At 67.6% G+C, this 26,552-nt stretch carries 24 protein-coding genes and 1 tRNA gene; 15 read left to right on the plus strand and 10 right to left on the minus strand.

Translation table 11 applies throughout. From position 1 onward, the window contains the following. Positions 1 to 8: 8 nt before the first annotated feature. Positions 9 to 782, plus strand: coding sequence for an ABC transporter ATP-binding protein (locus AC1DFC_RS00220; protein ID WP_007830307.1), 774 nt, complete (start codon positions 9 to 11; stop codon positions 780 to 782). Positions 783 to 798: 16 nt separating this feature from the next. Then, a complete protein-coding gene (locus AC1DFC_RS00225; RefSeq protein ID WP_042672979.1) occupies positions 799 to 1,560 on the plus strand; it encodes an ABC transporter ATP-binding protein in 762 nt (253 codons plus the stop codon). 9 nt (positions 1,561 to 1,569) lie between these two features. Here AC1DFC_RS00225 and AC1DFC_RS00230 read toward each other — a convergent pair whose 3' ends face one another. Together AC1DFC_RS00230 and AC1DFC_RS00235 are read right to left on the minus strand one after the other, a co-directional pair. Further along, on the minus strand, positions 1,570 to 2,028 hold the full coding sequence (locus AC1DFC_RS00230) for a (2Fe-2S)-binding protein (protein ID WP_007830311.1): 459 nt from the start codon (positions 2,026 to 2,028) through the stop codon (positions 1,570 to 1,572). 11 nt (positions 2,029 to 2,039) lie between these two features. Continuing rightward, on the minus strand, positions 2,040 to 4,235 hold the full coding sequence (locus AC1DFC_RS00235; protein WP_007830313.1) for a xanthine dehydrogenase family protein molybdopterin-binding subunit: 2,196 nt from the start codon (positions 4,233 to 4,235) through the stop codon (positions 2,040 to 2,042). Positions 4,236 to 4,390: 155 nt separating this feature from the next. On the opposite strand from AC1DFC_RS00235, the gene AC1DFC_RS00240 reads away from it, so the two are divergent. Continuing rightward, complete coding sequence (locus AC1DFC_RS00240; protein ID WP_413314294.1) at positions 4,391 to 5,167, plus strand: Crp/Fnr family transcriptional regulator; 777 nt, start codon at positions 4,391 to 4,393, stop codon at positions 5,165 to 5,167. Here the strand turns inward: AC1DFC_RS00240 and AC1DFC_RS00245 are convergent. Next, the gene (locus tag AC1DFC_RS00245) at positions 5,139 to 6,119 is read right to left on the minus strand and encodes a Bug family tripartite tricarboxylate transporter substrate binding protein (protein ID WP_478178520.1); all 981 of its coding nucleotides are present in this window, start codon (positions 6,117 to 6,119) and stop codon (positions 5,139 to 5,141) included. The two genes, AC1DFC_RS00240 and AC1DFC_RS00245, sit on opposite strands and share 29 nt — an antisense overlap. A gap of 17 nt (positions 6,120 to 6,136) precedes the next feature. Then, the gene (locus AC1DFC_RS00250) at positions 6,137 to 7,201 is read right to left on the minus strand and encodes a CDP-6-deoxy-delta-3,4-glucoseen reductase (protein WP_042672955.1); all 1,065 of its coding nucleotides are present in this window, start codon (positions 7,199 to 7,201) and stop codon (positions 6,137 to 6,139) included. 76 nt (positions 7,202 to 7,277) lie between these two features. Between AC1DFC_RS00250 and AC1DFC_RS00255 the strand changes: the two genes are divergently transcribed. Next, positions 7,278 to 8,219 carry an NAD-dependent epimerase/dehydratase family protein gene (locus AC1DFC_RS00255; protein ID WP_478178521.1) on the plus strand — a complete coding sequence of 314 codons (942 nt, stop codon included), beginning with the start codon at positions 7,278 to 7,280 and terminating at the stop codon, positions 8,217 to 8,219. Positions 8,220 to 8,343: 124 nt separating this feature from the next. Here AC1DFC_RS00255 and AC1DFC_RS00260 read toward each other — a convergent pair. Beyond that, a tRNA-Leu gene (locus AC1DFC_RS00260) sits at positions 8,344 to 8,428 on the minus strand. A 42-nt stretch (positions 8,429 to 8,470) separates the two neighbouring features. Here AC1DFC_RS00260 and cysM point away from each other — a divergent pair. The 3 genes from cysM (at position 8,471) to AC1DFC_RS00275 (ending at position 10,234) form a co-directional block, all read left to right on the plus strand. Continuing rightward, positions 8,471 to 9,373 carry a cysteine synthase CysM gene (cysM, locus tag AC1DFC_RS00265; RefSeq protein ID WP_007830323.1) on the plus strand — a complete coding sequence of 301 codons (903 nt, stop codon included), beginning with the start codon at positions 8,471 to 8,473 and terminating at the stop codon, positions 9,371 to 9,373. Positions 9,374 to 9,441: 68 nt separating this feature from the next. Continuing rightward, positions 9,442 to 10,017, plus strand: a complete 576-nt coding sequence (locus AC1DFC_RS00270) for an NUDIX domain-containing protein (RefSeq protein WP_007830325.1) — start codon at positions 9,442 to 9,444, stop codon at positions 10,015 to 10,017. Continuing rightward, the gene (locus AC1DFC_RS00275; RefSeq protein WP_056586429.1) at positions 10,007 to 10,234 is read left to right on the plus strand and encodes a sulfurtransferase TusA family protein; all 228 of its coding nucleotides are present in this window, start codon (positions 10,007 to 10,009) and stop codon (positions 10,232 to 10,234) included. Before AC1DFC_RS00270 ends, AC1DFC_RS00275 begins: the two co-directional genes overlap by 11 nt. A 70-nt stretch (positions 10,235 to 10,304) precedes the next feature. Here AC1DFC_RS00275 and galU read toward each other — a convergent pair whose 3' ends face one another. Both galU and AC1DFC_RS00285 read right to left on the minus strand, forming a co-directional pair. Further along, positions 10,305 to 11,195 (minus strand): UTP--glucose-1-phosphate uridylyltransferase GalU, encoded by an 891-nt coding sequence (gene galU, locus AC1DFC_RS00280; RefSeq protein ID WP_007830327.1) that lies wholly within the window; start codon positions 11,193 to 11,195, stop codon positions 10,305 to 10,307. A gap of 102 nt (positions 11,196 to 11,297) precedes the next feature. Then, positions 11,298 to 14,177, minus strand: a complete 2,880-nt coding sequence (locus tag AC1DFC_RS00285) for a valine--tRNA ligase (RefSeq protein ID WP_478178522.1) — start codon at positions 14,175 to 14,177, stop codon at positions 11,298 to 11,300. Positions 14,178 to 14,282: 105 nt separating this feature from the next. Between AC1DFC_RS00285 and yaaA the strand changes: the two genes are divergently transcribed. The 6 genes from yaaA to AC1DFC_RS00315 all read left to right on the plus strand — a co-directional run bounded on the left by yaaA (position 14,283) and on the right by AC1DFC_RS00315 (position 19,684). Beyond that, positions 14,283 to 15,065, plus strand: a complete 783-nt coding sequence (yaaA, locus tag AC1DFC_RS00290; protein WP_007830329.1) for a peroxide stress protein YaaA — start codon at positions 14,283 to 14,285, stop codon at positions 15,063 to 15,065. Further along, entirely contained in the window at positions 15,065 to 15,907 is an 843-nt protein-coding gene (locus AC1DFC_RS00295) for a 2OG-Fe(II) oxygenase (RefSeq protein ID WP_007830330.1), read from the plus strand. The genes yaaA and AC1DFC_RS00295 overlap by 1 nt, the downstream gene beginning before the upstream one ends. An 11-nt stretch (positions 15,908 to 15,918) precedes the next feature. Next, complete coding sequence (locus tag AC1DFC_RS00300) at positions 15,919 to 16,821, plus strand: alpha/beta fold hydrolase (RefSeq protein WP_478178523.1); 903 nt, start codon at positions 15,919 to 15,921, stop codon at positions 16,819 to 16,821. Continuing rightward, the gene (gene queF, locus AC1DFC_RS00305; protein ID WP_007830332.1) at positions 16,818 to 17,684 is read left to right on the plus strand and encodes an NADPH-dependent 7-cyano-7-deazaguanine reductase QueF; all 867 of its coding nucleotides are present in this window, start codon (positions 16,818 to 16,820) and stop codon (positions 17,682 to 17,684) included. Before AC1DFC_RS00300 ends, queF begins: the two co-directional genes overlap by 4 nt. 124 nt (positions 17,685 to 17,808) lie before the next feature. Next, a complete protein-coding gene (locus AC1DFC_RS00310; RefSeq protein ID WP_007830334.1) occupies positions 17,809 to 18,714 on the plus strand; it encodes an SDR family NAD(P)-dependent oxidoreductase in 906 nt (301 codons plus the stop codon). Positions 18,715 to 18,793: 79 nt separating this feature from the next. After that, positions 18,794 to 19,684 carry a LysR family transcriptional regulator gene (locus AC1DFC_RS00315; protein ID WP_413332423.1) on the plus strand — a complete coding sequence of 297 codons (891 nt, stop codon included), beginning with the start codon at positions 18,794 to 18,796 and terminating at the stop codon, positions 19,682 to 19,684. A gap of 62 nt (positions 19,685 to 19,746) precedes the next feature. On the opposite strand, the gene AC1DFC_RS00320 is transcribed toward AC1DFC_RS00315, so the two are convergent. From AC1DFC_RS00320 to AC1DFC_RS00330, 3 genes are read right to left on the minus strand one after another with little or no spacing between them, the layout of a single operon-like run. Continuing rightward, entirely contained in the window at positions 19,747 to 21,108 is a 1,362-nt protein-coding gene (locus tag AC1DFC_RS00320) for an MmgE/PrpD family protein (protein ID WP_007830337.1), read from the minus strand. Between the two features lie 18 nt (positions 21,109 to 21,126). Beyond that, a complete protein-coding gene (locus AC1DFC_RS00325) occupies positions 21,127 to 22,290 on the minus strand; it encodes an acyl-CoA dehydrogenase family protein (protein WP_413332419.1) in 1,164 nt (387 codons plus the stop codon). A 13-nt stretch (positions 22,291 to 22,303) separates the two neighbouring features. Continuing rightward, positions 22,304 to 23,086, minus strand: coding sequence for a citryl-CoA lyase (locus AC1DFC_RS00330; RefSeq protein ID WP_413314277.1), 783 nt, complete (start codon positions 23,084 to 23,086; stop codon positions 22,304 to 22,306). 107 nt (positions 23,087 to 23,193) lie between these two features. On the opposite strand from AC1DFC_RS00330, the gene AC1DFC_RS00335 reads away from it, so the two are divergent. Together AC1DFC_RS00335 and AC1DFC_RS00340 are read left to right on the plus strand one after the other, a co-directional pair. Further along, a complete protein-coding gene (locus AC1DFC_RS00335) occupies positions 23,194 to 25,521 on the plus strand; it encodes an acyl-CoA dehydrogenase family protein (protein WP_042672959.1) in 2,328 nt (775 codons plus the stop codon). Between the two features lie 43 nt (positions 25,522 to 25,564). Then, a complete protein-coding gene (locus tag AC1DFC_RS00340; RefSeq protein WP_413314275.1) occupies positions 25,565 to 26,551 on the plus strand; it encodes a Bug family tripartite tricarboxylate transporter substrate binding protein in 987 nt (328 codons plus the stop codon). Position 26,552 lies beyond the last annotated feature (1 nt).

Genomic DNA, 26,552 nt, shown 5'->3' on the forward strand with positions numbered 1-26,552 from the left:
AAATCAACATGACGACAGACACCATCCTCGACGTCCGCGGCATTTCCAAACGCTTCGGCGGGCTGCAGGCCCTCTCCGACGTGGGCATCACCATCAAGCGCGGCCAGGTCTACGGACTGATCGGCCCGAACGGCGCTGGCAAGACCACCTTCTTCAACGTGATCACCGGGCTGTACACGCCCGACAGCGGCACCTTCGAGCTGGCCGGCAAGCCCTACCAGCCGACGGCCGTGCATGAAGTGGCCAAGGCAGGCATTGCGCGCACCTTCCAGAACATCCGCCTCTTCGCCGAAATGACGGCGCTGGAGAACGTGATGGTCGGGCGCCACATCCGCACGCACTCGGGCGTGCTCGGCGCGATGTTCCGCACCGGCGGCTTCAAGGCCGAGGAAAAGGCCATTGCCGACCGCGCGCATGAACTGCTCGACTACGTCGGCATCGGCAAATTTGCTGACTACAAGGCGCGCACGCTGTCGTACGGCGACCAGCGCCGCCTGGAGATCGCCCGCGCACTGGCCACCGACCCGCAGCTCATTGCGCTCGACGAGCCGGCCGCCGGCATGAATTCCACCGAGAAGGTCGCGCTGCGCGAGCTGATCGACCGCATTCGCCGCGACAACCGCACCATCCTGATCATCGAACACGACGTCAAGCTCATCATGGGCCTGTGCGACCGCGTCACCGTGCTGGACTACGGCAAGCAGATTGCCGAAGGCACCCCGGTGGACGTGCAGAAGAACGAGAAGGTGATCGAGGCCTACCTCGGCACCGGAGGCCACTGACATGAGCACCGCAACCATGAGCGAACAAGAAACCTCGTCCACCGCCGCGCAAGCCAAGGCGGCCGGCAAGACGCTGCTGAAGGTCACCGGCCTGAGGGTCGGCTACGGCGGCATCCAGGCCGTGAAGGGCGTGGACTTCGAAGTGCGCGAAGGCGAACTGGTGTCGCTGATCGGCTCCAACGGCGCCGGCAAGACCACCACCATGAAGGCCATCACCGGCACGCTGCCGGCCGGAGCCGGCAACATCGAATTCCTGGGCCGCAGCATCAAGGGCCGCGGTGCGTGGGACCTGGTGGAAGAGGGCCTCGTGATGGTGCCCGAAGGCCGTGGCGTGTTCACGCGCATGACCATCACCGAGAACCTGCAGATCGGCGCCTACATCCGCAAGGACAAGGCCGCCATCGCGAGCGACATGGAGCGCGTGTTCGTCACCTTCCCGCGCCTGCGCGAGCGCAAGGACCAGCTGGCCGGCACGATGTCGGGCGGCGAGCAGCAGATGCTGGCCATGGGCCGCGCGCTGATGGCTCGCCCCAAGGTGCTGCTGCTCGACGAGCCGACGATGGGCCTGTCGCCGATCATGTGCGACAAGATCTTCGAGGTGGTGCAGACCGTGGCCTCGCAGGGCGTGACCATCCTGCTGGTCGAGCAGAACGCCAACCGCGCGCTGCAGCTGGCCGACCGCGGCTACGTGATGGAGTCAGGCCTGATCACCATGAACGGTGAAGCCAAGGCCCTGCTGAGCGACCCGCGCGTGCGGGCCGCCTACCTCGGCGAATAAGCAAGCCTCCTACCCCATTGCCGCCGCCGCAGCCTTGATGGCCTCGCGGATGCGGCCGTAGGTGCCGCAGCGGCACACGTTCTCGATGGCGTCGATGTCGGCGTCCGTCGGGTTGCGCGTGCGGCGCAGCAGGTCCACCGCCGCCATGATCTGCCCCGGCTGACAGAAGCCGCATTGAGGCACGTCGAGGTTCATCCAGGCCTGCTGCACCGGGTGCAGCGTGTTGCCGTTGGCCAGGCCCTCGATGGTCGTCACCTGGCGGCCGCGCACGTCGGACACGCGCACCGAGCAGGTCGTCACGGCCTTGCCGTCGACGTGGCAGGTGCAGGCCTTGCACACGTTGATGCCGCAGCCGTACTTCGGGCCGGTGATGCCGAGCTTGTCACGCAGCACCCACAGCAGCGCCAGGTCGTCGGGCGCCTCGACGTCCACGTTCTGGCCGTTCACCTTGAAAGATTGCACAGGCATGGCGGGTCTCCTCAGGCGGGGATCGGAACGTTGACGGGCGTGGGCAGCTTGCCCGGCGGGATCGGCGTGAAGTCGACCGGAAAGTTCAGCGGGAAGCTGCGCGGCTTGATGCCGGTGGCGCGCGCGTAGGCATTGGCGATGGCGCCCGAGCTCGCCGACAGGCCGACCTCGCCCAGCCCGCCGATGGCCTCGCCGTTGGCCGGCAGGATGATGACCTTCACGTCCTTCGGGTAGTGCTTCATGCGCGAGAAGTGGTACTGCGAGTAGCTGCCTTCCAGCGGCAGGCCGTTCTGGATGTGCAGCCCCGCCGACAGCACCAGCGCGATCGATTCGCACAGGCCGCCCTGGAGCTGCGCCTCGATGCCCGAGGGGTTGATCGGCGTGCCGACGTCGATCGCGATCGTGGCGCGCACCACCTTCGCGGCAGACGGCACCCGCGCGTCGATCTCGACGATGCAAGCTGTGAACGACTTCGACTCCTGGTGCACGCCCACGCCCTGCGCAAAGCCCGCCGGCATCGCCTTACCCCACTGCGCCGCCTCCGCCACCGCCTTGAGCACCGCGCGGGCGCGCGGCAGGCGCAGGTACTCGAGCCGGAAGGCGACCGGGTCCTTGCCCGCGGCGCGGGCCATCTCGTCGACCAGGATCTCTTCCACCAGCCGTGCGGGCTGGATGTGCACCGAGCGGTACGAGCAGGTGTTCATGTCCATCGGCACCGGCGTCAGCAGCTTGGTCGTGACGCCGAAGTTGTAGGGCGAGGTCACCATGGTCTTGAACATCACCTGCTCGATCGCGAAGTTGCCCACCGTCTGCGGGAAGGCATTGGGCAGTGCGATGGCGGCGGCCTCGAGCATGTTGCCGAAGCCGTGGCGCGTGTCCAGCCGCACGCTGGCGATGCGCTGCTCGAAGGCGATGACCTGGCCCAGCAGCATCGTGGCGCGTGCCTTCTGGTAGATCGGCGGGCGGATGCGCGTGTGGCGCATGTCGTCGGTGCGGTGGTACATCAGGCGGCAGGGGCGCCCCAGCGCCTTCGCCACCTGGATCGCCTGCAGCACCGGGTCCCAGAACAGGCGCCGCCCGAACGAGCCGCCCGAGGGCACCACATGCACGACAACCTTGTTTAGCGGCAGGCCCAGCTCGGCGGCCACTGCCTGCTGGGTGACGATGGGGCTCTGCAGCCCGGCCCAGATTTCGGCACGATCCGCTCGCACGTCCGCAATCGCACATTCGACTTCCATCGGGCAGTGCGCGGCCGGCGCGAACTCGAACTCGGCCTCGACCGTCAGCGCGCCCAGCGGCGGCAGCGCAAAAGGCAGCAGCGACGACTTCAGCTTGCTCATGATGGTGGCGTTCGACTCGCCGTCGAGCGGGCCGGCGCCCCAGGTCACGTCGAGCGCGTTCACCGCGGCCCAGGCCTGGCCGAAGGTCTCGGCCATCACCGCCACGCCCGGCGGCGTCGGCGTGATGCCGTTGGTGGCGGGAATCGGCACCACGCCGATCACGCCCGGCATGCCCATCACCGTGTTCAGGTTGTTGATGCCGACGAACTTGCCGTTGATGGTCGGCGGGCGCCGCACCATCGTCGGCTTGGCGCCGGGCACCGCCTGGTCGAGCGTGAACTTCTTGCGGCCGGTGACGATGTCGAGTGCGTCGAGCCGCGTCACGCGCTGGCCGACCACCGAGGGCGTGGAGCCCGAGAGCAGGCCGCCGAGGCCGCCCAGCGTCGGCATGCCGGCATGCATCGAACGCACGCTCGACGAGCCGCCGGTGAGCTGGTTCCAGATCAGCTCGGGGCTCGCGTCGGCCGATGTGACCTCGATCGCGCTCAGCGGCAGGCGCAGCTTGTCGGCCAGCATCATCGCGCTGGCCGTGGCGATGCCCTGGCCCACTTCGAGGCGCGGCAGCGCCAGGCGCACGCGGCCGTCGCCGGTGTTCGTCACCTTCACCAGCGGCATGGTCGGCAGGGACGTCAGCGTGACCGCGTCGCCGATGTCGATCAGGTCGGTGGTGTCGGGCGGGGTCATGGGCAGCAGTGCGGCCACCGCGGAGGCGGGCGCCGTGAGGGCACCGAGCCCAGCGATGCCAGCCGCCGCCGATGCCAGCGGTGCGGCCGTGGCGTAGCCCAGCACGTCGCGCCGGCGCAGGCCGTGCGCATCCCCGCCGTCCGGTCCGCGCGCGGGGCGCGGGTCCTTGTTCGAACGCTTCATCGTTGTCTCCTTGTTGTTTGGCGAACGCGGATGACTGTGGCACCATCGCCGCGCCGAAGATGTCGTTGCAACGACATTTCTTACGGTCCCCGCCGACCGGCGCCTGCGACGGATCGGCCGATGCGATGTCACGAGGGACGACAGCAGGAGGCGCGATGTCGAACGCGTTGGAGAACATGCTTCGCGAGAGCTTGTGGGCGCGCGCGCTCACGGACGACGAACTCGACCACGTCGTCCAGGAGTCGCACGAGCGCGTGGTGCCGGCCGGCGGCTTCGTCGTGCGGCGCGGCGAGCCGGCCGATCATTGGATCGGCGTGATGGATGGCCTGCTGAAGATGTCGGTGTCGCTGCCCGACGGACGCGTCTCAACCTTCACCGGCGTGACCGCTGGAGGCTGGAGCGGCGAAGGCTCGCTGCTCACCCCCGGATGCTGGCGCTACGACGGCGTGGCGCTGCGGCCCACGCGCGTGGCTTGCGTGCCGCGGCGCAGCTTCGAGCGGCTGATGTCCACCAGCATCGACTTCAATCGGTTTCTGTTGTTACACATCAATGCGCGACTGAGCCTGTTCATCGGCCTCATGGAATTCGATCGGCTGCTCGGCCCCGACGCGCGCGTGGCGCGCTGCCTGGCCAGCCTGTTCGACCCCATCCTCTATCCGCGTGCCACCCGCTTCGTGCGGCTGAGCCAGGACGAGATCGGCCTCTTGTCGGCGGTGTCGCGCCAGCGTGCCAACCGCGCGCTGCATGCGCTACAGCGCGACGGCCTGTTGCGCATCGAACATGGCGGCGTGGAAGTGCTCGACCTCGCAGGCCTGCGCACGTACCAGAGCGGGGCGGCCGAAGCGGCGGCGGCCGTGGCTGCGGCCACCGACACGCAGGCCGCAGCGCCCCTGGACGACCTCGTCAGTCCACCTTCGCCCCGGTGGCCTTGACCACCTTCTCGTACTTGGCGAGTTCGCTCTTCATGAAGCTGCCGAACTGCTCGGGCGAGTTGCCGACCGGCTCGGCCAGCATCGAGGCGAAACGGGTCTTCGTTTCCGGCGCATTCAGCGCGGCGACGAAGGCCTGATTCAGCTTCACGACCACCTCGTGCGGCGTGCCGGCCGGCGCCACCAGGCCCCACCACGTGTCGATCGAGAAGCCCTTGAGCGTGTCGGCGATCGGCGGCACGTCGGGCAGCGCGTTGCTGCGCTGCAGGGTCGTCACCGCAATGGCCTTCAGCTTGCCCGAACGGATGTTCGGCGCCGCCGTGGCGAGGTTGTCGAAGTTGAAGTCGACCTGCCCCGAGATCAGCGCCAGCTGCGCCGGGTTGCCGCCGTTGTACGGGATGTGCAGCGCGAAGATGCCCGCTTCCTTCTTGAACAGCTCGCCCGCGAGATGGCCGGCGCTGCCGTTGCCGCCGCTGCCATAGTTGAGCTTGGCCGGGTTGGCCTTGGCATAGCGGATCAGGTCGGCCACGCTGTTGATATTCAGGCGCTTGGCCGTGTCGGCATTCATCACCAGCACGTTGGGCACGCGGACCATCTGCGTGATCGGTGCGAAGTCGGTTGCGGCGTTGAACGGGATCTTGCTGTAGAGCCACGGGTTCACCGCGTTGGTGGCGGTGGCCGCGATGCCGATCGTCAGGCCGTCGGCGGGCGCCTTCGCCACGATGTCGGCGCCGATGTTGCCGCCGGCGCCGGGCTTGTTGTCGATGATGACCGGGCCGAGCGTGTCCTTGACGCGCTCGGCCAGGATGCGAGCGGTGTTGTCGATCGGGCCGCCTGCCGCGTAGGGCACGACGAGGCGGATCGGGCGCTGTTGCTGCTGCGCCATCGCCTGGCTGGTGCCCAGCAGGGCCGCGACGCCGGCGAGCAGGGTGAGGAGGAAGTGTCTCGTCTTCATTGTCTTTTTGGGGTGTCTCAGGGAAGGGCCTTGTCGGCCTCTGTGGTGAATGCGTCGGCAAAAAACTCTTCTTCGGGCAGGCCCGCCAGCGCTACGTAATCGCGCTTGGCCGAGTCGACCACGATGGGCGCACCGCAGGCATAGACTTGGTAGCCCGACAGATCGGCGAAGTCTTCCAGCACGGCCTGATGGACGAAGCCGGTGCGGCCGGTCCAGTTGTCTTCGGGCGTGGCATTGGAAATGACGGGCACGTAGCGCAGGCTCGGCATCTGCGCCGTCTGCTCGCGCACCCAGGCGTCCATGTACAGGTCTTCGGGCCGCCGGCCGCCCCAGTAGAGCGTGGCGGGCCGCTCGATGCCCTTGAATTTCATGTGCTCGAGCAGCGCCTTGATCGGCGCGAAGCCCGTCCCCGAGGCCAGCAGGATCATCGGCTTGCCGGAATCCTCGCGCAGGAAGAAGCTGCCGAAGGGGCCTTCGATGCGCAGGATTTCCTTTTCCTTCATCGTGCCGAACACATGGTCGGTGAACTTGCCGCCGGGCAGGTGCCGCAGGTGCAGTTCGATGCCCGTGCCGGGCTGGCCCAGCGTGTGCGGCGCATTGGCCATCGAGTAGCTGCGGCGTGCGCCATCGCGCAGGATGAACTCCACGTACTGGCCGGCGTAGAACTGCAGCGGCTCGCCGGCCGGCAACTGCAGGCGCACCATCATCACGTCGTGCGACAGGCGCGTGAGGCCTTGCACCCGTACCGGCATCTTGCGGATCGGCAGGGCGCCGGCTTCCGTGACCTGTCGCGATTCGAGCACCACGTCGCTCCGGGCGTGCGCACAGCAGGTCAGCACGTAGCCGGCGAGTTGTTCTTCGGCACTCAGGGCCTTGCTCTGATGGGGGCCCAGGGTAACCTCTCCCGACAGCTTCTTGCACTTGCACGAGCCGCAGGCGCCGTCCTTGCAGCCATAGGGAAGGCCGATGCCCTGCCGGATGCCCGCCGCGAGGATGGTCTCGTCGCCGTGAACCATGAAATGGCGTCCACTGGGTTCGACGTGGATGGAAAAGCCCGCTTCGTGCGGTGCTGTAGCAGTCATCGGTATTCTTCGAGGTGAACTCTTCGCGGGCCGTACGAAGCCCGGTGAGCAACTGAATTGGGACAGGAACAGGATTTTGCCTTCAATCAATAGCCCCTCCGGCGCTCTGCCAGCGCGGTTCCGGCGCGAGCGCCTGCTGATCGTCGGATGCGGCGACATCGGCCAGCGCGTGGCGCGCGATCTGCGCGGCCGCATGCAACTGGTGGCACTTACTTCGTCGGCCGACCGCGTGGGCGCCCTGCGCGCGGCCCGCATCCGACCGCTGGTGGGCAATCTGGACGACGCGGCCACCCTGCGCCGGCTGGCGGGCGTCGCCACGCGGGTGTTGCACCTGGCGCCGCCCGCCCGCGATGGCGGTGCCGCCTGGTGGCGCGACCAGCGCACCACCGAGCTGGCGCGGGCATTGCGCCTGCGGTCGCTGCCTTCGGCTTTCGTCTACGGTTCGACCAGTGGCGTGTACGGCGATTGCGGCGGCGCCCGCGTCGACGAAACCCGCGGCGTGCGCCCCGACACGCCGCGCTCCCACCGCCGCGTGGATGCCGAACGCGCCGTGCGCTGGCTGGGCCGCAGCGCGGGCGTGCGCGCCAGCATCCTGCGCATTCCGGGCATCTACGCCCCTGACCGCGAAAACGGCACCCCGCGCGGCCGCCTGCAGCGCGGCACGCCGGTATTGCGGCGCGAGGACGATGTCTACACCAGCCACATCCACGCCGACGACCTCGCGCGCGCCTGCGTCGCGGCCCTGTTCCGCGGCAAGCCGCAGCGTATCGTGCATGTCTCGGACGACACCGAGCTGCGCATGGGCGACTACGTCGACCTCGCCGCCGACCTCTACGGCATGCCCCGCCCGCCGCGCGTGGCCCGCGGCGGCGCCGAGCGGCAGTTGCCGCTGCAATTGCTGAGTTTCATGGGGGAATCGCGCCGGCTGGACAACACGCGGCTCAAGCGCGAACTGCGGGTGCGGCTTGCGCACCCGACGGTGCATACGGGGCTGCGCGAGCAGACCGAGCCAAGATAAAGGGGGGAAGGGGCCCATTCCAGGGACACCGTGGAACCGGCTTCGCCGGGCCACCGGTGTCGCCCCCGGAAGGGGGTTGGCGTAGCGACACGAAGTGCGCGAAGCCTGGGGGAGAGCAAAAGTGTGGTGCCCGGGGCCGGAATCGAACCGGCACACCTTTCGGTGGGGGATTTTGAGTCCCCTGCGTCTACCAATTTCACCACCCGGGCAGGGTTCTGAACGAAGCCCAAAATTATGGCACAGTGGCTGCCATGAATTATCCGACGATCGAAGACGCCATCGGCAAGACCCCCCTGGTCGCCTTGCAGCGCATCCACGCCGCAGAAAACGCCAAGCGCGGCAACGTGATTCTCGGCAAGCTCGAGGGCAACAATCCCGCAGGTTCGGTCAAGGACCGGCCGGCCCTCTCGATGATCAAGCGCGCCGAGGAGCGCGGCGAGATCAAGCCCGGCGACACCCTGATCGAAGCCACCTCCGGCAACACCGGCATCGCCCTGGCCATGGCCGCTGCCATCAAGGGCTATCGCATGGTGCTGATCATGCCTGAGGACCTCTCGATCGAACGCGCCCAGACCATGAAGGCCTTCGGCGCCGAGCTCGTGCTCACGCCCAAGAGCGGTGGCATGGAATACGCCCGCGATCTCGCCGAACAGATGGTGGCGCAGGGCAAGGGCCGGGTGCTCGACCAGTTCGCCAACCCCGACAACCCGCGCATCCACTACGAGACCACGGGCCCCGAGATCTGGGCCGACACCAAGGGCAAGATCACGCACTTCGTGAGCGCCATGGGCACCACCGGCACCATCACCGGCGTGTCGCGCTTCCTCAAGGAGAAGAACCCGGCAGTGCGCATCATCGGCGCACAGCCGGCCGAAGGTTCGCGCATTCCCGGCATCCGCAAGTGGCCTGCCGAGTACATGCCGAAGATCTACGACCCGAGCTGCGTCGATGAAGAAATCAGCGTGAGCCAGGACGACGCCGAAGAGATGTGCCGGCGCCTCGCGCGCGAAGAGGGCATCTTCGGTGGCATCTCGGCGGCCGGTGCGCTGTGGGCCGCGCTCCAGGTGGCGAAGACGGTGGAGAACGCCACCATCGTGTTCGTCGTATGCGATCGCGGCGACCGCTATCTCTCCACCGGCGTCTTCCCCGCATAAGCGGCAGGCAACCGCCGCAGCGCGCCATCCAGGTGCGTTCGTGGCCGGAAAGAAAAGAAAGAGACTTCATGCCCCACCCCAAGTTCTGCCAAGTCTGTGCCACGCCCCTCGAGTGGATCGCGCTGATGGAAGACGGCGGCCCCAAGGAGCGACTGCGCTGCCCCAACTGCGGCCACACGCACTGGAACAACCCGACCCCGGTGCTCGCGGCCATCGTCGAGTACCGCGGCCAGGTGCTGCTGGCGCGCAATGCGGCCTGGCCCGGCAAGATGTTTGCGCTGATCACCGGCTTCATGGAGGCCGGCGAGACGCCGGAGGAGGGCATTGCGCGCGAGGTGAAGGAAGAAACCAACCTCGACATCAGCGCCGCGAAGATCGTCGGCGCCTACGACTTCCAGCGCATGAACCAGATCATCATTGCGTACCACGTGGTGGCCGATGGCGAGGTGAAGCTTTCGCCCGAGCTGGTGGATTACCGCCTCTATGACCTGCCCGACCTCAAGTGCTGGCCCGCTGGCACTGGCTATGCGCTGGCCGACTGGCTGCGCACGCGCGGCCATGAGCCCGTGTTTTTCACCGCGGCCGAGAACGAAGAGCGCCGCCGCGGCCTGAACCTGCCGCCGGAGCCGGGCAATGCAAGTTGATCGCGAGCTCGACACGCGCGGGCTGAACTGCCCGCTGCCGATCCTCAAGGCGAAGAAGTCGCTCAACGAGATGGCGAGCGGGCAGCTGCTGAAGGTGGTGTCGACCGATCCGGGATCGATCCGCGACTTTCAGGCCTTCGCACGCCAGACGGGCAACGAGCTGATGGCACAGGAAACCGTGGGCGGCGACTTCATCCACGTGCTGAAGCGGCGCTGACAAAAAGAAAAGAAAAGGGCCGCGTCAGCGGCCCTTCCTTCGTTCGCGATGGCGCCCGAAGAAGAAGCGGCTACAGCTTCAGGCTCTTGAGGTATTCGCGAAACTCCGCGCCCACCTCGGGGTGGGCCAGCGCCAGTTCCACCGACGCCTGCAGGAAGCCTTCCTTGCTGCCGCAGTCGTAGCGGATGCCCTTGTACGAATAGGCGTAGACCGATTCCTTCTTCATCAGCGCGGCGATGCCGTCGGTCAACTGGATCTCGCCGCCCGCGCCCTTGGGCTGGTTGCGGATCTCGTCGAACACGCCCGGCGTGAGGATGTAGCGGCCGGCCACGCCCAGGCGCGAGGGCGCGTCTTCGGGCTTGGGCTTCTCGACCATGCGGTTGACCTTCACCAGGCCTTCCTCGATCACGTCGCCGGCCACGATGCCGTAGCGCTTGACGTGCGCCAGCGGCACTTCCTGCACCGCAAGCAGCGAGCCGCCGAGGCGGCTGAAAACCGCGGTCATCTGCGCCAGCACGGGCTGGCCGCCCTCGGGGCCGACCATCAGGTCGTCCGCCAGCAGCACGGCGAAGGGTTCGTTGCCCACAAGGTGCTCGGCACACAGCACCGCATGGCCCAGGCCCAGCATGCGCGGCTGGCGCACGTACGAGCATGTCATGTCGTCGGGCGACACCGAGCGCGCGATGTTGAGCAGCGCATCCTTGCCGCTGGCTTCGAGCTGGCTCTCGAGTTCGTAGGCGGTGTCGTAGTGATCTTCGATCGCACGCTTGTTGCGCCCGGTCACAAAAATCATGTCGCGGATGCCGGCGGCGTAGGCTTCCTCGACGGCGTACTGGATCAGCGGCTTGTCGACCACGGGCAGCATTTCCTTCGGCTGTGCCTTGGTGGCTGGCAGGAAGCGAGTACCAAAGCCTGCAACGGGGAATACGGCCTTGCGAATGCGGGTCGAGGAAGTGGACATGGGCAGTACAGCGTCTTTCTTCAAAAGGGGGTGCAGGATGATGTGACGGCGCGGCGCGAAACCGTTCTCAACATCCTAAACGCCTTCCCGGCCCCTCGTGTGTCAGCCAAGACGCACAAGCTGATCGCGCAAACGCTCCAGCATGGCCGTGAAGTCAGCCAGGCGTTTGCGTTCCTGCTCGATCACCGCTGGCGGCGCCTTCGCAACGAAGGCTTCGTTGCCGAGCTTGCCGTTTACCTTCGCGATCTCGCCTTCGATGCGCGCGATTTCCTTGCCGATGCGAAGCTTCTCGGCCGCCTTGTCGATCTCCATGTGCAAGCACAGGCGCGCAGCGCCGACCACCGCCACGGGCGCCGCCTCGGCCGCGGCCGACCACGAAGCCTCGTCGTCGAAGACCTTCACTTCCTTGAGCTTTGCCAGCGCCTGGAGCACCGGCGCCGATGCGCGCAGGAAGGCCGCGCCTTCGGCGTCGTCGGCCACCGCGTAGAGCGGCAGGCGCGTGGCCGGCGACACGTTCATCTCGCCACGCAGCGTGCGGCATGCATCGACCAGCGCCTTCAGCCGCGCCACGTGCGCCTCGGCCGCCTCGTCGATCTTCTCGGGCTGGCTCTTCGGATAGGCGGCGACCATGATCGACTCGCCCTCACGTCCTGCAACCGCCGATACCTTCTGCCACAGCTCTTCCGTGATGAACGGAATCACCGGATGCGCGAGGCGCAGCAGCGTCTCGAGCGTGCGGATCAGCGTGCGGCGCGTGGCGCGCTTCTGCGCCTCGTCGCCGGTCTGGATCTGCACCTTGGCGATTTCCAGGTACCAGTCGCAGAACTCGTCCCAGGCGAACTGGTAGATCGCGGTGGCCACGTTGTCGAGTCGGTATTCCTCGAAGCCCCTGGCCACCTCGGCCTCGACGCGCTGCAACTGCGACACGATCCAGAAATCGGCGCGGCTGAACTTCAGGTAGCCGTGGGCCTTGCCACCCACCTTGCAGTCTTCCTTCGTGTGTTCCAGCAGGCCGCAGTCCTGGCCTTCGCAGTTCATCAGCACGAAGCGCGTGGCGTTCCACAGCTTGTTGCAGAAGTTGCGATAGCCCTCGCAGCGCTTCGAGTCGAAGTTGATGCTGCGGCCCAGCGAGGCCAGCGACGCGAAGGTGAAGCGCAGCGCATCGGCGCCGAAGGCCGGAATGCCGTCCGGAAACTCCTTCTGCGTGTTCTTGCGCACTGCGGGTGCTGTCTCGGGCTTGCGCAGGCCCTGCGTGCGCTTGTCGAGCAGCGCGGGCAACTGGATGCCGTCGATCAGGTCCACCGGGTCGAGCACGTTGCCTTCCGACTTGCTCATCTTCTTGCCATGCGCGTCGCGCACCAGGCCGTGGATGTACACGTCCCTGAACGGCACCTTGCCGGTGAAGTGCTTGGTCATCATGATCATCCGGGCGACCCAGAAGAAGATGATGTCGTAGCCCGTCACCAGCACGGTCGAGGGCAGGTACAGGTCGAGGTCTTGTGTCTTCGCGGGCCAGCCCAGCGAGGAGAAGGGCACCAGCGCCGCCGAGTACCAGGTGTCGAGCACGTCCTCGTCGCGCACGAGCTTCTTGCCCGGCGCCTTGGCCTGCGCGTCGGCCTCGGTCTCGGCCACGTACACCTTGCCATCCTCGTCATACCAGGCCGGAATCTGGTGGCCCCACCAGAGCTGGCGCGAAATCGTCCAGTCCTGGATGTTCTCCATCCAGTGGTTGTAGGTGTTGACCCAGTTCTCGGGCACGAAGCGCACCTCGCCCGACTTCACCACGTCGATGGCCTTCTGCGCGATCGACTGACCATCGGCGCCGGGGCGCGTCATGGCCACGTACCACTGGTCGGTGAGCATCGGTTCGACGATGGCGCCCGAGCGCGCGCAGCGCGGCACCATCAGCTTGTGCTTCTTCACCTCGACCAGCAGGCCCAGCGCGTCTAGGTCGGCCACGATGGCCTTGCGCGCCACGAAGCGGTCCAGGCCGCGGTACTTCTCGGGGGCGTTGTCGTTGATGGTCGCGTCGAGCGTGAGCACGCCGATCATCTCGAGCTTGTGGCGCTGGCCGACGGCGTAGTCGTTGTAATCGTGCGCGGGCGTGACCTTCACCACGCCGGTGCCGAATTCCTTGTCGACGTAGTCGTCGGCAATGATCGGGATCAGCCGGTCGACCAGCGGCAGCTTCACGCGCTGGCCGATCAGGTGCTTGTAGCGCTCGTCTTCCGGATGAACCATCACGGCCGTGTCGCCGAGCATGGTCTCGGGCCGGGTGGTGGCCACGGTCAGCGTGCCGCTGCCGTCTTCCAGCGGATAGGCGATGTGCCAGAGCGAGCCGTCTTCCTCTTCGCTTTCGACTTCGAGGTCGCTCACCGAGGTCTTGAGCACCGGGTCCCAGTTGCCCAGGCGCTTGCCGCGGTAGATCAGGCCTTCTTCATACAGCTTCACGAAGGTGTGCGTGACCACCTTCGAGAGATCGTCGTCCATCGTGAAGTATTCGCGGCTCCAGTCCACCGTGTCGCCCATGCGGCGCATCTGCTCGGTGATGGTGTTGCCCGACTTCTCTTTCCATTCCCACACGCGCGCCACGAAGTTCTTGCGGCCCAGGTCATGGCGGCTGAGCTTTTGCTCCTGCAGCTGGCGCTCCACCACGATCTGCGTGGCGATGCCCGCGTGGTCGGTGCCCGGCAACCACAACGTGTTGTCGCCCTTCATGCGGTGGTAGCGCGCGAGGCTGTCCATGATCGTCTGGTTGAACGCATGGCCCATGTGCAGCGTGCCCGTCACGTTGGGGGGCGGCAGCTGGATCGCGAACGATTCGGCGCCTTCCTTCGGTTGCTGCGTGCCTCTGAAGCCGGCCTTGGCGTAGCCGCGCTTCTCCCATTCGGGGCCCCAGTGCGCCTCGATGGCGGCGGGCTCGAACGATTTGGAAAGGCTGTCCAGGCCAGGCTGGGCGGGAGAAGTGGTGGGTTCGCTCATGGGAATACGGAACGGCCCTTCAGGGAGCCGTGGGGAGGCAGGGTGGGATAGCCCGCGATTTTACCGGCGCGGCCCGGCGTCACGGCAGCCACTGATAATTCCGCCATGCTGTTCCTGCTTTCCCCTGCGAAGTCGCTCGACTACGACACTCCGGTTCCCTCTGAAATCCCCGCCACTCAACCCCATTTCGAATCTCCGCGCGGCCCCTCTGTCGAGCTGATCAGGTTGCTGCGCGAGAAGTCGCCCCAGCAGATCTCCGAGCTGATGCACCTGTCGGACAAGCTCTCCGCCCTGAACGTGGCCCGCTACCAAGCCTGGTCCGGCAAGAGCACCGAGAAGAACGCCCGCCAGGCCGCCTTCGCCTTCGACGGCGACGTCTACGGCGGCCTCGATGCCCGCACGCTCACCAAGGGGCAGTTGGCCTGGGCGCAGGACCACGTCTGCATCCTCAGCGGCCTCTACGGCCTGCTGCGCCCGCTCGACCTGCTGCAGCCCTACCGCCTCGAGATGGGCACGCAACTGGCCAATCGCCACGGCAAGGACCTTTACGCCTTCTGGGGCTCGCGCATCGCCGAGCACCTCAACGAGCGCCTCGCGGCCGACCGCACGCCGGTGGTCGTCAACGTCGCCTCGCAGGAGTACTTCAAGTCGGTCGACAAGAAGGTGCTCAAGGCCCGTGTGGTCGAATGCGTGTTCGAGGAGTGGAAGGGCGACAGGTACAAGATCGTGAGCTTCTTCGCCAAGCGCGCGCGCGGCCTGCTGGCCCGCTGGGCCGTGCAGCACAAGGCGGCGACGCCCAAGGCACTGGAAAAATTCGACCTCGAGGGTTATGGTTTCGACGCCCAGGTGTCGACAGCCGAAAGGCTGGTGTTCAGGAGGAAAGTCTGATGTCGCAACCGATCAGTCCGGAACTGCGCGAGTGGCTGGTGGCCCAGCTCGCGGCCGGGCACTCGGTGCCAGCGCTGCGCGCTTCCATGCGCGCGGCCGGCTGGCACGATGCCGCCGCCGACACGGCGCTGGCCCAGCTCGAGGCCGGATTCCCCAACGTGGAGGTGGCCCTGCCGCCCGTGCGCACCAAAATGCCCGGCCCCGACCTCGACGGTGCGCCGCTGTACCTCGATGCCGGCGACCGCCGCGTGCAGGTGCTGCAGACCATGCGGCATCCGCGTGTCGTCGTGTTCGGCAACCTGCTGTCGGCCGAGGAGTGCGAAGGCCTGATCGCTGCGGCGCGTGTTCGGCTCGCGCGTTCGCTCACCGTGGAGACCCGCACCGGCGGCGAGGTGCTCAACGTCGACCGCACCAGCGACGGCATGTTCTTCGAACGCGGCGAGAACGAGATCGTCGCGCGGCTGGAGCAGCGCCTCGCCACGCTGCTGCGCTGGCCGCTCGAATACGGCGAGGGCCTGCAGATCCTGCGCTACGCCCCCGGCGCGCAGTACCGCCCGCACTACGACTACTTCGACCCCGGCGAACCCGGCACGCCCACCATCCTCAAGCGCGGCGGCCAGCGTGTCGCCACGCTGGTGATGTACCTGCAGGAGCCCGAAGGCGGTGGCGCCACCACCTTCCCCGACGTGGGCCTCGAAGTGGCGCCGGTGCGCGGCTGCGGCGTGTTCTTCAGCTATGACCGGCCCGACCCCGTCACTCGCACGCTGCACGGCGGCGCGCCGGTGCTGGCAGGCGAGAAGTGGGTCGCCACCAAGTGGCTGCGCGAGCGCGAGTTCAAGTAAGCAAGAAGCCGATGAAAGTCACCGCCAACGGCCTGCAGATCGAAGTCGACGACACCGGAGGCGAGGGTCGCCCCGTGATCCTGCTCATCATGGGCCTGGGCATGCAGCTGGTCGCATGGCCCACGGGCTTCGTGCAGCAGCTGGTCGACGCGGGCTTTCGCGTGGTGCGCCACGACAACCGCGACATTGGCCTGAGCCAGGGCTTCGACCATGCGGGCGTGGGCAACGTCGTGTGGGAAACCATCCGCCATCGCCTCGGCCTGCCGGTGCGCTCTGCCTACACGCTGCAAGACATGACCCTTGATTCGCTCGGTGTACTCGATGCGCTGGGCATTGAAAGGGCCCACATCGTCGGCGCTTCCATGGGCGGCATGATCGCCCAGCGCATGGCCGCTACCGCACCACAGCGCACGACCAGCCTCGTGAGCATCATGAGCTCCAGCGGCGCACGCGGCCTGCCCGGGCCGCGCCGAGAGGTGGCCTCCATGCTCATGCGCCGTCCGGTGGGCCGCGACGAGGCTGCGCTGGTCGCGCACAGCATTCGGCTGCTGCGGCTGATCCAGAGCCCCGCCTACCCGCAGAGCGACGAAGAGCTGGCCGCGCGCCTCACCTTCGGCATGCGCCGCGCATACCGCCCGGCCGGGCTGATGCGGCAGATGCTGGCCGTCGGCGCCGATGCCGACCGGCCGCAGGTGCTGGCGCGCATCCAGTCGCCCACGCTGGTGCTGCACGGCGATGCCGATGCGCTCGTGCCCATTGCCTGTGGCGAGGACACCGCCAGGCGCATTCCCGGTTCGCAATTCGTCGCCATCCCCGGCATGGGCCATGACCTGCCGCCCGAGGTGTGCACCATCCTCGCCAACCACATTGCTCCGTTCGCGCATGCAGCGGAGGCCAGAAACGCCACACCATGAGCCACGACCCGAACTCCAACACGCCCGAGCAATCGCAGCTCGGCCGCGCCTCGGCCTACGCCGACCGCTACGACCCCACGCTGCTGTTTCCCATCGCGCGCGCCACGCAGCGCGAGGCCATGGGCATCAGGTCCGATGCCTTGCCCTTCTTCGGCGCCGACCTCTGGACCGCGTTCGAGGTGAGCTGGCTCAACCTGCGCGGCAAGCCGCAGCTGGCCATCGTGCACTTCACCATTCCGTGCGAGACGCCCAACATCATCGAGAGCAAGAGCTTCAAGCTCTATCTCAACAGCTTCAACAACAGCCAGTTCGCGAGCGCCGACGCGGTGCGCGAGCGCCTGCGCGCGGACCTGTCCGAAGCCGCGTGGCGCGGCAGCGACCAGTCGGCCGGCATCGGCGTGAAGCTGATGGCGCCCGACATGTTCGACCGCGAGCCGGTGCACGAACTCGACGGCCTCGACCTCGACCGCCTCGACATCGAGTGCACCCACTACCAGCCCGCGCCGGAGCTGCTGAGCAGCGATGCCACGCAGGTGCATGTGAACGAAACCTTCACCAGCCGCCTGCTCAAGAGCAACTGCCTTGTCACCGGCCAGCCCGACTGGGGCAGCGTGCAGATCCGCTACAGCGGCCCGCCCATCGACCAGGCCGGGCTGTTGGCGTACATCGTGAGCTTTCGCAACCACAACGAGTTCCACGAACCGTGCGCCGAGCGCATGTTCACGGACATCTGGAGCCGCTGCAAGCCGACCAAGCTGGCGGTGTATGCGCGCTATACGCGGCGCGGCGGGCTGGACATCAATCCGTTCCGCACGAGCTGGCCGCAGGCGCTGCCGGCGAACATCCGCACGGCGCGCCAATAGCCGTCCCCGGGGCCGCGCCGAAGGCCCTCTTCGGAAACCTGAAACCCGCTTTCGCTTCGCCTGTGGCATTCTGAAATATGCCCGCGAACCCGCGGTCGAAAGAACCTCCGGAGCACAGACAAACATGGTTGAAGGAAAAGTGGTCGTCGTCACGGGCGCGGGCGGCGGCATCGGGCGCGACATCGCGCTGGCCATGGCGGCCCACGGCGCGAAAGTGGTGGTCAACGACATCGGCGCCGCGCTCGATGGCGCCGGCGGCAGCGCCGGCCCCGCGCAGCAGGTGGTCGACGAGATCCGCGCGGCCGGCGGCCAGGCCGTGTCCAACACCGACAGCGTGGCAGATGCCGCCAGCGCGGCGCGTATCGTGCAGTGCGCGCTCGACAGCTTCGGCCGCATCGACGCGGCGGTCAACAACGCGGGCATCCTGCGCGACCGCTTCTTCCACAAGATGTCGGTCGACGAGTGGGACTCGGTGCTCAAGGTGCATCTCTACGGCGCCTATCACGTGAGCCGCGCGGCGGCCGTGCACTTCAAGGAACAGAACGCGGGCGCGCTGGTGCACATGACCTCCACCTCGGGCCTGATCGGCAACTTCGGCCAGGCCAACTACTCGGCCGCCAAGCTCGGCATCGTCGCGCTGTCGAAGTCGATCGCGCTCGACATGCAGAAATTCAACGTGCGCTCGAACTGCATCGCGCCCTTTGCCTGGAGCCGCATGATCGGCGCGATTCCCACCGACACCGACGAGCAGCGCGCCCGCGTCGACAAGATCAAGCAGATGACGCCGGCCAAGGTCGCACCTCTGGCGGTGTACCTCGCGAGCGAGGCGGCGGGCGCGGTCAACGGCCAGATCTTCTCGGTGCGCAACAACGAGATCTCGCTCATCAGCCAGCCGCGCCCGGTGCGCTCGATCCACCGCTCCGAGGGCTGGACGCCGCAGAGCATCGCCGAGCACGCCATGCCCGCGATGCGCGCGAGCTTCTTCCCGCTCGACCGCTCGGCCGACGTGTTCAGCTGGGACCCCGTCTGAGGACAAACCCGCAAGCGGGCGCGCACGGCGCCATTCGCCGGACAATGCGCGTTACTTTCCTTCCTCGCGCGCCTGACCGGTGAACCTGCATTTCGACCTGTTCGACCTGAAACTGTTCGTCTACGTGGCGGAGGCGCGCAGCCTCACGCGCGGCGCCGAGAAGGCCTGTATCTCGCTGGCCGCCGCCTCCACGCGCATCAAGCAGATGGAAGAGGCCGTGGGCGGCAAGCTGCTGCATCGCAGCGCGCAGGGCGTGAGCCTCACGGCCGCGGGGCAGGCCGTGCTCTACCACGCCAAGCGCGTGATGCAGCAGATGGAGCACCTGCGCTGCGACATGCAGGACTTCGGCAAGGGCATCAAGGGCCATGTGCGCGTGTTCGCCAATACCACCTCGATCACCGAGTACCTGCCGCAGAAGCTCGCGGGCTTCCTCACGCAGCATCCGGCCGTGCAGGTGGACCTGCGCGAATACCTCAGCGAAGAGATCGTGCGCGCCGTGGCCGACGGCGAGGCCGACATCGGCATCCTTGCCGGCGACGTGCATACCGGCGAGTTCGATGCGCGCGCGTTCGGGCGCAACCAGCTCGTGCTGGTGGTGCCGCTCACGCACCACCTCGCGGGCGCCCCTTCGGTGGCCTTCGCCGACACGCTCGACGAACAGCACGTGGGCCTGCACCACGGCAGCGCCATCCACCGCTTCCTGCAGCGCCGCGCCGAACTGGCGGGGCGGGGCTTCAACCCGCGCATCCAGGTCAGCAGCTTCGAGGCGATCTGCCTGATGATCGAGGCGGGCGTGGGGGTGGGTGTGTTACCCGCGTCTTCCGCCCAGCGGCTGTCGATGGCGATGCGCATCTCGACTGTGGCGCTCAGCGATGCGTGGGCCGAGCGGGAGCTGAAGTTGATCGCACGTGATCGGGAACAGCTGCCTGCATCTGCTCGGGAGCTGTTCGATCACCTGATCGCTTCCTGAGCCTGGGCGTTCCATCCGGCACCGCAGACCGGGCCCGGGGCGGGCCTGAGGCCCTTCCTGCCTCAGGGCAACCAGCGCGTCACTTTCCGGGTCTCGCCCAGTTGCCAGATGCGGTTGCATAGGGCCTTTGCTTCTTCTGCCGTCACGCCTTCACCGTAGTGCGCGAGGCGCTGCATCTTGTCCTCGATCTCGGTGCGGCTCAGGCTGTTGCCGGGGTCGCCCTTGGGTTCGTCGACGCGGCCCTGCAGCGTGCGGCCGTCGGCGGTGTGTACGCTGACCTTGCCGATCCAGCGCGCGGGGTAGGCAGTGTCGACTTCGGCGTCGAGTTGCATCGTCACCTTGTCGCGGAAGGCCGAGACTTCGGGCGCGAGAAAGTCGCGGTCGAACTCGCCGAGGCCTGCGCGGCCGTGCACGGCAATGAGGCCCAGCACCGTGCCCATCGAGAACTTGCCCTGGTGCACGGTCGCGGGCACCGTCACGCGGCCCAGCACGTCGATGGCGCCCTGGTGCACGTGCGTGGTCACGCGCGACACGTCGGCGGGCTTGAGCTTGTTCTGCGTCATCACCTGCAGCAGCGCGTCGGCGGCGGGGTGGGTGTGGCGGCAGGAGGCGTGGTACTTGAAGGAGGTTTCGGCCAGTGTCCAGCGTGTGCCGAGGCCATCGACGAGCTTCGCCGGATCGGCATCGCTCGACATGCCGACGCCCAGGCCCTGCGCGCCCTCGAGGATCTTCGCCGCGCCGGTGAAGCCGTCCTGCGCAAGGTAGGCCGACATCAGCCCGCTCGCCGCCGCGTGCGCGCAGTGCAGTTGCTTCGAGTCGGCCGCGTCGCGCAAAAACTCCCATACGCCGGCCGACTGCGTGCCGGCCGAGCCGAAGGCGTGCAGCATCTGCTGCGGCGTGAGGTCCAGCAGGCGGCCGACCGCTGCTGCAGCGGCGAGCGTGCCCGCCGTCGCGGTCGTGTGGAAGGTCTTGTAGTGCGAGCGGCCGAGAAATTCGCCGACGCGGATGCCGACCTCATAGCCCGCGACCACGGCCGTCAGCAGTTGCGCACCGCTTGCGCCGAGGCTCTGCGCCACGGCCAGCGCGGGCGCTATGACGACGGCAGCGGGGTGGAACACCGAGCCGTTGTGCACATCGTCCTGCTCCACATAGTGCGAGGCCGCCGCATTGACCAGCGCCGCGAACACCGGCGAACTGGTGCGGCGCGAGGTCAGTATCTCGCTGGGCCCGTCGGCCGGCCCCATCATCTGCGCGAAGCGCTCGATGCTGCGCACCGGCCGTGCCGTGCGGGCGGCGAGCACCGAGCCCAGCCAGTCGAGCATCAGGTCCTCGGTGCGGCGAAGCACGGAGGCGGGGATGTCACCGAACTTCAGTTCGGCGGCGAAGGCGGCGAGCACCTTGCTCGGGTGGTCCACAGCGTTCATGGCAATCGCATCCCTCATTTAGAACGAGCGGGGCAGGCCGAGCATGTGCTCCGCCACGTAGCTCAGGATCAGGTTGGTGGAAATCGGCGCCACCTGGTAGAGCCGCGTCTCGCGGAACTTGCGCTCGATGTCGTATTCGCAGGCGAAGCCGAAGCCGCCGTGGAACTGCAGGCAGGCGTTGGCCGCCTCCCAACTCGCCTTGGCCGCCAGGTACTTCGCCATGTTGGCCTGTGCGCCACAGGGCTGGTGCGCGTCGAACAGGCGGCAGGCTTCATAGCGCATCAGGTTCGCTGCTTCCACTTCGATGAACGCTTCGGCAATCGGAAACTGCACGCCCTGGTTCTGCCCGATCGGGCGGCCGAACACCACGCGCTCCTTGGTGTAGGCCGTTACCCGGTCGATGAACCAGTAGCCGTCGCCGATGCACTCCGCGGCGATCAGCGTGCGCTCGGCGTTGAGCCCGTCGAGGATGTACTTGAAGCCCTGGCCTTCCTCGCCGATCAGGTTCTCGGCCGGAATCTCGAGGTTCTCGAAGAACAGCTCGTTGGTCTCGTGGTTCACCATGTTGAGGATGGGCTGCACCGTCAGTCCCTTGCCGATGGCCTCGCGCAGGTCGACGATGAAGATCGACATGCCTTCGGACTTCTTCCTCACGTCGGCCAGCGGCGTGGTGCGCGCCAGCAGGATCATCAGGTCCGAATGCTGGATGCGCGAGATCCACACCTTCTGCCCGTTGATGACATAGCGGTCGCCCTTCTTCACGGCCGTGGTCTTGATCTTGGTGGTGTCGGTGCCGGTGGTGGGTTCGGTCACGCCCATCGACTGCAGGCGCAGTTCCCCGTTGGCGATCTTCGGCAGGTAGGCGCGCTTCTGCGCCTCGCTGCCGTGGCGCAGCAGCGTGCCCATGTTGTACATCTGGCCGTGGCAGGCGCCGGAGTTGCCGCCGCGGCGGTTGATCTCTTCCATGATGACCGAGGCCTCGGTCAGGCCCAGGCCGGAGCCGCCGTACTCCTGCGGGATCAGCGCGGCCATCCAGCCGGCCTTGGTGAGCGCGTCGACGAATTCCGCGGGGTAGCCGCGCGCCTCGTCGATCTTGCGGAAGTAGGCATCGGGAAACTGCGTGCACAGGTCGCGCACGGCGTCGCGGATGTCGGGGAAGTTCTTGTCGTTGGCGTTGTTCATTGTTTGCTGCTGCTCAGTCCCGGCGCGGGCCGCCGGCTTCCTTCTCCACGCGCTGCCAGATCTCGACCGCCATCGGATCGTCGATCTCCTCGAGGATGTGGCCCACGAGGCCGATGGCGCGCGCCATCACGCCGAAGCCGCGGATGATCTTCCACGGAAAGCCGAATTCGGCCGCGATCGCGCCGATGGCACCGGTCGCGTTGATCGGTAGCGATTTGCCCGACACGCGCTCGGCTTCCTCCTGCACCGCCTGCATCAGCGCGACATAGTGGCTCGACAAGCCGTTCTCCGCCGCGATCTGGAACAGCCGCGGCGTGCGCGGGTCGATGGGCTTGTGCAGCGGATGGCCCAGCCCCGGCACGATCTGCTTGCGCGCGCGATGATCGGCCACGATGTCCTTCGCCATGTCGGCGAGCGGGCGCGTGGGCTTCTCGCCGAAGGGAATTGCTTCGTAAAGCATCTTCGCCGCGCCCTCGGTGCTGCCGACGAACACCGTGCCCAGGCCGCAAAGACCCGCTGCCACAGCGGCTTGCAGCGCTTCGGGGGCGCCCGCATACGTGAGGCGCGCAGCCAGCGCGCTGGGTGTAATGCCGTGCTCCACCAGCGTGACGACGATGGCGTTGAAGGTGACGGATTCCTGCGGCGTCGGGATGCGGCCCGTGAGTTCCAGGAAGGCCATGTCGCCGAGGTTCAGGTGGCCGAGGATTTCCGAAGGTAGGTCGCGCCCGCGCACGGTGATCTTGTCCGGCGTGCTGTGACCCAGCTCGGTGTGCAGGGATTTCTTGATCTTGGTCATGGCGCCGAATCTAGCCCTCCATCGCGCGAGGCGGCTGCGTGATTGCAAAACCCTCCCTTCGGCAAATGCGAATGCCGCCCGGCGGGGCCTTCTGTCACGCTGCGGCGATGGACTTCGAATCACTTTCGGCGATGCGCGAAGCGGCGCTCGACTACTTCGTTCGCAGCCGCGCCATCCAGCGGCGGCGCGAGCGTATGGAACAAGCTGATGCCGATGAGGCGCACGGTTGGCGCGCAATCGCCGAGCTCGGCTGGCCCGGCATGCTGGCTCCCGAATCGGCCGGCGGTCTTGCACTGGAGCTCGACGGCGCAGCGGAAATCCTGCGGGCCGCGGGCGAGCATGTGGCACCCGAGCCGCTGCTGGCCGTGGCAGGCCTCAGTGCGCTGCTGCTGGCGCGGCTCGGTACGCCGGGCGCGAACGCCTTGCTCGCCGAACTGGTTACAGGCCGCAGCCTGCCCGCGCTGGCATGGCAGGAGAGCGCTGGCGACCTCAGCGCCGTGCCGCTGGCCTGCGGCTGCGAGCCGCGGCCCGGCCACATTGGCGGCGTGCTGCTGCAGGGCGAAAAGCTCATGGTGCTGCCCGGCGCGGGCGCCAGCGGCTGGCTGGTGTCGGCGCGCGGCGACGACGACGCGGTGCTGCTGTGGGTGCCGCGCGGCACCGAAGGCGTGACGGAGGCGCTGGTGCCGCTGGTCGATGGTGGCCAGGCCTCGAACCTGCGCTTCGAGCAGGTCGCCTTGCCGCCGGAGGCCGTGCTGGCCGAAGGGCCGGCTGCGCAGGATGCCTTGCGCCATGCACTCGCGGCCGGCCAGATCCTTCAATCCGCCGAACTGCTGGGTGCGGGGCAGGCCATGCTGGCGCAGACGCTGGCCTACCTGCGCACGCGCTCCCAGTTCGGCAAGCCCATCGGCAGCTTCCAGGCGTTGCAGCACCGTTGCGTCGACATGTTCATCCATCTCGAAGTGGCGCAGGCCACGCTGAACGAGGTGCTGGCGGTGGCAGGGCAGGGGTTGACGGTCGACCGGCTCGAAGCGGAGGCAAGCCGCGTCAATGCGCGCTGCACGGCCGCCGCGCTGCAGGCTTCGCGCACCTCGGTGCAACTGCATGGCGCCATCGGCTATACGCAGGAGTGCGACCTGAGCCTGTTCTACAAGCGGGTGCTGTGCCTGTCGGCGTGGCTTGGGAATGTCAGTGCGCATCAGCGGCGGCATGCCGTGCTGGCTGGAGATGCCGAAGCGACCACGGGCGCGGCCACCTGGAAAGGCGAGTTCCCGCGCACGGCAGACTGGTCCACCATGCCCGAGGCCGAGTTCCGCCGCATGGTGCACGCCTTCCTGCAGCAGCGCTATCCGCAGCAGCTGCGCTACCTCTCGCACCGCGCACGCTGGAGCGAGATGCGCGAGTGGTACCTCACGCTGTCGGCGCAGGGCTGGATCGCGCCCGCCTGGCCGCAGGCGCACGGCGGCATGGGCCTGCCCGCCGACAAGCTCATCGCGTGGATCGAGGAGCTGGAGCAGTACGGCGTGGCGCGCGCACCCGACCAGGGCATCGTGATGATCGGGCCGCTGCTCATCCAGCACGGCACGACCGAACAGCAGCAGCGCTTTCTGCCGCGCATCTTGAGCGGCGAGCATGTGTGGTGCCAGGGCTATTCGGAGCCCAACGCCGGCTCCGACCTCGCGGGCCTGCGCACCGAAGCCCTGCCCGCGCGCGATGCGCAGGGCGATCACTTCGTGGTCAACGGCCAGAAGATCTGGACCACGCTCGCGCAGGACGCCAACCACATCTTCATGCTGGTGCGCACCGACAAGGAGGCGCGCAAGCAGGAGGGCATCAGCTTCCTGCTGTGCGACCTGCGCACACCGGGCATCACCATCCGGCCGATCCGCACGCTGGCGGGCGAGCCCGAGTTCTGCGAAGTGTTCTTCGACAACGTGCGCGTGCCGGCCGAGAACCTCGTGGGCAAGCTGCACGGCGGCTGGACCATCGCGAAGGCGCTGCTGGGCTTCGAGCGCATCTTCCTCGGCAGCCCCAAGCAGTCGCAATACGCGCTGGGTCAGCTCGCGCGGCTGGCGCAGGCGCGGCGCCTGTTCGCCGACCCGGTGTTCGCGCAGCGCTTCGCAGCGCTGCGGCTGGACGTGCTCGACCTGTCGGCGGCGTACACGGGCTTCGCGAACATCGTGCGTGCGGGCAAGCCGCTGCCGGCTTCGGTGTCGCTGCTGAAGATCTGGGCCAGCGAGACCTACCACCGCATCGGCGCGCTGCTGGTCGAAGCGGGCGACGAGCAGGGCGCCGTGGCCGGCGACCAGGTGCTCGACGGCCAGACCTTCAACGTGCTCGCGCCGCTCATCGGCTCCACGGCCGCAATGATCTACGGCGGCACCAACGAGATCCAGCGCAACATCCTCGCGCGGCAAGTCCTCGACCTGCCGGCGTGAGCGACGCAGCCGCCAAAGCAATTCATAACAGGAGACAACGCTCATGACCTCGATCGACTTTTCGCGCCGGCAATGGGTGGCCGCGCTGGCGGGCAGCGCGGCGCTGGCCGCCGTGCCCCATCGCGCCTTCGCGCAGCAGTCCTTGCCGTCCCTCATCAAGCTCGTGGTCGGCTATTCCGCGGGCGGCCCGGTGGACGGCGCCGCGCGCCTGCTCGCGCCCGCGCTGAGCCAGGCACTCGGGACGCAGGTCATCGTCGACAACCGGCCCGGCGCCAGCGGCTCGCTCGGCGGCGACGCGGTCGCGAAAGCACAGCCCGATGGCGCGACGCTGTTCTTCGGGGCGAGCCCGACCATCACCATCAACCCGAACGTGCAGCGCCACATGGCCTTCGATCCGATGAAGGACCTGACGCCCATCGCGCCGCTGGTGGACTACACCAACGTGCTCGTGGTCAACAACGAAGTCCCGGTGCACAGCGTGGCCGAGCTGCTGGCCTATGCGAAGGCACGGCCCGGCAAGGTGTTCTATGGCTCGGCGGGCGTGGGCGCGTCCAACCACCTGAGCGGCGCGCTGCTCGAGAAGATGACCGGCGTGCAGCTCACGCACGTGCCCTACAAAGGCAGTGCGCCCGCGCTCGCCGACGTGATGGCCGGCACCGTGACCATGATGTTCGACATCATCGCCACCTCGAAGCCCTTCATCCAGACCGGCAAGGTGCGCGCGCTGGCCGTCACCTCGCGCCAGCGCAACCGCATGCTGCCCGAGGTGCCGACGATGATCGAATCGGGCGTGCCGGGCTACGACGTGGGCGGCTGGTTCGGCCTGTACGGTCCGGCGCGCATGGACCCGGCGCTGGTCGCGCGCATGAACGCCGCCGTGCAGAAGATGCTCGCGCGCGAGGACATCGCGAGCCGGCTGCGCGAGCAGGGCTACGACGTGTGGTCCGGCGCGGCCGACCTGCTGGCGGCCAAGGGCAAGTCCGACCGCCAGCTCTGGGCGACCGCGTCCAAGGGCATCGAGGCGGAATAGC

It is taken from the genome of Variovorax sp. 10L421, assembly GCF_056395365.1.

Coding starts and splice junctions, on each gene's coding strand:
- AC1DFC_RS00220 (WP_007830307.1), top strand. CDS start 9: ATGACGACAGACACCATCCTCGACGTCCGCGGCATTTCCAAACGCTTC.
- AC1DFC_RS00225 (WP_042672979.1), top strand. CDS start 799: ATGAGCGAACAAGAAACCTCGTCCACCGCCGCGCAAGCCAAGGCGGCC.
- AC1DFC_RS00230 (WP_007830311.1), bottom strand. CDS start 2,028: ATGCCTGTGCAATCTTTCAAGGTGAACGGCCAGAACGTGGACGTCGAG.
- AC1DFC_RS00235 (WP_007830313.1), bottom strand. CDS start 4,235: ATGAAGCGTTCGAACAAGGACCCGCGCCCCGCGCGCGGACCGGACGGC.
- AC1DFC_RS00240 (WP_413314294.1), top strand. CDS start 4,391: ATGTCGAACGCGTTGGAGAACATGCTTCGCGAGAGCTTGTGGGCGCGC.
- AC1DFC_RS00245 (WP_478178520.1), bottom strand. CDS start 6,119: ATGAAGACGAGACACTTCCTCCTCACCCTGCTCGCCGGCGTCGCGGCC.
- AC1DFC_RS00250 (WP_042672955.1), bottom strand. CDS start 7,201: ATGACTGCTACAGCACCGCACGAAGCGGGCTTTTCCATCCACGTCGAA.
- cysM (WP_007830323.1), top strand. CDS start 8,471: ATGAATTATCCGACGATCGAAGACGCCATCGGCAAGACCCCCCTGGTC.
- AC1DFC_RS00270 (WP_007830325.1), top strand. CDS start 9,442: ATGCCCCACCCCAAGTTCTGCCAAGTCTGTGCCACGCCCCTCGAGTGG.
- AC1DFC_RS00275 (WP_056586429.1), top strand. CDS start 10,007: ATGCAAGTTGATCGCGAGCTCGACACGCGCGGGCTGAACTGCCCGCTG.
- galU (WP_007830327.1), bottom strand. CDS start 11,195: ATGTCCACTTCCTCGACCCGCATTCGCAAGGCCGTATTCCCCGTTGCA.
- AC1DFC_RS00285 (WP_478178522.1), bottom strand. CDS start 14,177: ATGAGCGAACCCACCACTTCTCCCGCCCAGCCTGGCCTGGACAGCCTT.
- yaaA (WP_007830329.1), top strand. CDS start 14,283: ATGCTGTTCCTGCTTTCCCCTGCGAAGTCGCTCGACTACGACACTCCG.
- AC1DFC_RS00295 (WP_007830330.1), top strand. CDS start 15,065: ATGTCGCAACCGATCAGTCCGGAACTGCGCGAGTGGCTGGTGGCCCAG.
- AC1DFC_RS00300 (WP_478178523.1), top strand. CDS start 15,919: ATGAAAGTCACCGCCAACGGCCTGCAGATCGAAGTCGACGACACCGGA.
- queF (WP_007830332.1), top strand. CDS start 16,818: ATGAGCCACGACCCGAACTCCAACACGCCCGAGCAATCGCAGCTCGGC.
- AC1DFC_RS00310 (WP_007830334.1), top strand. CDS start 17,809: ATGGTTGAAGGAAAAGTGGTCGTCGTCACGGGCGCGGGCGGCGGCATC.
- AC1DFC_RS00320 (WP_007830337.1), bottom strand. CDS start 21,108: ATGAACGCTGTGGACCACCCGAGCAAGGTGCTCGCCGCCTTCGCCGCC.
- AC1DFC_RS00325 (WP_413332419.1), bottom strand. CDS start 22,290: ATGAACAACGCCAACGACAAGAACTTCCCCGACATCCGCGACGCCGTG.
- AC1DFC_RS00330 (WP_413314277.1), bottom strand. CDS start 23,086: ATGACCAAGATCAAGAAATCCCTGCACACCGAGCTGGGTCACAGCACG.
- AC1DFC_RS00335 (WP_042672959.1), top strand. CDS start 23,194: ATGGACTTCGAATCACTTTCGGCGATGCGCGAAGCGGCGCTCGACTAC.
- AC1DFC_RS00340 (WP_413314275.1), top strand. CDS start 25,565: ATGACCTCGATCGACTTTTCGCGCCGGCAATGGGTGGCCGCGCTGGCG.